The sequence below is a fragment of the Sutterella sp. genome, assembly GCF_052272535.1.
In the GTDB taxonomy this organism is placed as follows: domain Bacteria; phylum Pseudomonadota; class Gammaproteobacteria; order Burkholderiales; family Burkholderiaceae_F; genus Sutterella.
In genome coordinates, this window is record NZ_DAVZJY010000267.1 from 1 (window position 1) to 2,846 (window position 2,846).

Sequence of the window (2,846 nt, forward strand, 5' to 3'; positions counted from 1 at the left end):
CTCGCTAACCTCGCCCTGAAGGACGGGGCTTGCGCGAGGCCTATCTTTTGGTCAACTCGTGCGGCTCCCGGTTCGCCGGCACCTTCGGGATCTCCGCCTCGCGGCCTTCGCGCTTGGCGCGGCTCACCGCGGCCGGGTCTATTTCAATTTCGTTCAACCGAAGCGCCCGGACGCGCTTCATGGTCCATTGCGAGAAGATTCCGGTGCGGCCGATCGCGGCCCAGTAGATCACGATGCCGATCATCGCCACGACCGCCGCGGCGTAGTAGACGGCCGAGAACCCAAGGTGCGGCACGAGGAGCCCGAGCGTGTAGGGCCCGATGCCCACGCCGACGTCAAGGAGCACGAAGTAGGTTGCGGTCGCCCGCCCGACGTGCTTCTGCGGGCTCACGAAAACCGCGAGCGCGTGGCAGGCCGAGGTGATGGTCGCGAACCCGAGGCCGAGGACCAGGGCGCCTGAGAGGAGCATGCCGTTCGAGCGTGCCGCGCCGATCACGATCATCGCGAGGGCGAGGAAGATGAGCGCCGGGTAGACCACGACCGAACCGCCCAACTCGTCGAGAAGCCTTCCCGTCACCGGGCGGCTCACGATCGACGTGAGGGCGAATCCGAGGAAGAAGACCGAGCCCGCCCAGAAGAGCGAGAGCGACTGCGAGTAGGCGCCGATGTAGGCGAGGACGGTGGAGTAGCAGACTCCGCCCAGCATCGCGATGAAGGAGATCGGCAGCGCCTCGGTCTCAAAGAAAGTCGAGAAGCGCAGCGAATGCATCTCGCGGCGCTCCTCGTCGTTCATGCGGTGCGCCGGCGTGCGGATGAGGAGCGAGAGCGCGAGCGCGGTGAAGCCCACCACCGTGCAGATCCAGACTGAGGCGTCGTACATGCCGCGGTGCGTGAACCAGATCCCGAGGAAGGGACCGATTGCCGAGGCGATCGTGACGCCGAGCGTAAAGTACCCGATCCCTTCGCCCTGACGGCGGATCGGGATGATCGTCGCGACGATCGTCGAGGCGGCGGTGGAGGCGAGCCCGTAGGCGAAGCCGTGGAGCACGCGCACCGCCTCAAATTCAAGCATCGAGGTGATGTGGAAGTACGGGAGCATCGCTGCCGCATAGAGGATCGTGCCCGCGCGGAGCACGAACCCGCGGCCGAGCCCGTCGATGAAGTGGCCGGCCAGGAGGCGCGCGGTCAAGGCCGAAATGATGAAGAGGCCCGCGGCGAGCCCCGCCTCGCTCACGTCCGCGTGCCACACGTGCATCGCGTAGCTCGTGGTCCAGAGCATGAGCTGGTAGTAGACGATGTAGAGGAGAAAGTTGGTTGCGATCACGAGCAGGTACTGCTTCGTCCACAACCGGTTGTTCTTGGGTTCATCCATTTTTTGCATTTTTTGATTTCGCCTCCGGATAACTCAGATTTTGGCGTGGCCTGTAATTCTGGCCGTGCGCCCGTGAGTCGCTCTGTAAAGAGGACGGCCGTTTTGAGCCTTCGGGCAGTAGTGCGCCCGCGCCCTTACAAGGCCTCTTCGCAAAGAGGTACGCCGAAGGAACTGATTGCGGAACACGAACTGGTCCGGGAGGCGGAGGACGATGGCGACACCCGGCCGGGTCGGGCGGTGTGCGATGGGATTCACGCTCGACTCGGGCGATTCTCCAATGCGGCGGGCCGCCCCGGCGCGGTAGGATGGAAGTCAAGATGAATTGAGTGGGCGCGTCAGCGTTTGAGGAGAGAGTCATGTTCGAGTGGATCGCCAAGCTTTTCGGTAAATCCCGCCCGACGCCGGGCGTCGGGGAGCTCGAGCCCGTGAGCACCAAGCGCCCGCCCGACGAAGTGCTCCTCGACATTCTCGAGACGCTGCCCCGCGAGGGGATCAGCCGTTGGCCCGTTGCGGCCGCGACCTTTGACGCGCTCCCCTCGGACCGTCTGCTCGACCCCGCCTACTCCTCCCGGGTGCTCAAGGACCTCTTCGTCGCGATGACGACCGTGGACGCGGATGTGCGAAAGACCCTCGCGCTCTCGCAGATCGCGCTCATCCACTTCCCGGCGATGCGCTCGGCCGTCGCCTCCGACCTCGGCCGCGCGCCCGGAGCGCGGCCCGTGCCGCTCGCCCTCGTCGAGGGCGTGCTCCTCATGCGCTCGGGCCAGTTCGACCTCGCCTTCGAGCGCCTCGCGCTCGCGAACCTCGAGCGGAACGCCCGGGCGGTCGCCGACTGGTCGGAGAAGCTCCCCGGCGAAACCGTGACGGACTTCGTCGCGCGTGCCGCAGCGCTCGCCGCCGAAACCCTCATCAACCTCGAAAATCCGGACTTGCGCTTCTGGGGCCGCACCGTGATGGCGCTGCCGCTCAACCCCCGCGCAGTCATCGACCCTGAGGCGGTGATGATGAGCGCCGGGGACCTCGTGCTCGAACTCCACCGCGCCGCTGCGGTTGCGGTCACCTACGAGCGCTCGGAGCGCAACCGCATCCTCGCCGACGCGGACCGCCACTACGAGGCGCTCTTCCGCGCCCACCATCCGCAGGCCGAGGACTGCCGGCGGATGCTGCGCCGCATCGAGAAGATGTTCGGGATTCTTCCCGAAGAACAGACGCTCGAGGCCTGATCCGGAGCGGCTGCCGGCCACCTTCTCGGTACGGGCGCGGCCGGCGTTGCCAAGATTGACTGCGTCGATGCCGTGGAAGGCACTCGACAGGACCCCTTCATCCACGTTCTCCCCAACCGTTGGCGAAGAGCCCGTCCGACAGTCAACTACCCCGGCCTGAAGGCCGAGGCTTGTGAAAGCAGGTCTAGTTGACCAACCTCAGTTCTTTAAGAACTACGTTGCAGACAGGTTCAAGACCCACTCCGGGATGC

Annotated in this window: 2 protein-coding genes; one reads left to right on the forward strand and one right to left on the reverse strand. The window is 65.8% G+C overall.

Features of this window, described 5'->3' with window-relative positions; all coding sequences use genetic code 11:
* Positions 1 to 40 precede the first annotated feature (40 nt).
* On the reverse strand, positions 41 to 1,372 hold the full coding sequence (locus ACT6Y9_RS10100) for an MFS transporter (RefSeq protein ID WP_443744435.1): 1,332 nt from the start codon (positions 1,370 to 1,372) through the stop codon (positions 41 to 43).
* A gap of 356 nt (positions 1,373 to 1,728) precedes the next feature.
* Here ACT6Y9_RS10100 and ACT6Y9_RS10105 point away from each other — a divergent pair, with 356 nt between their 5' ends.
* Complete coding sequence (locus tag ACT6Y9_RS10105) at positions 1,729 to 2,595, forward strand: hypothetical protein (protein ID WP_443744436.1); 867 nt, start codon at positions 1,729 to 1,731, stop codon at positions 2,593 to 2,595.
* Positions 2,596 to 2,846 lie beyond the last annotated feature (251 nt).

What these genes read in the sequence shown, in the direction of transcription:
- ACT6Y9_RS10105 (WP_443744436.1), top strand. Translation starts at nt 1,729, where the DNA reads ATGTTCGAGTGGATCGCCAAGCTTTTCGGTAAATCCCGCCCGACGCCG.
- ACT6Y9_RS10100 (WP_443744435.1), bottom strand. Translation starts at nt 1,372, where the DNA reads ATGGATGAACCCAAGAACAACCGGTTGTGGACGAAGCAGTACCTGCTC.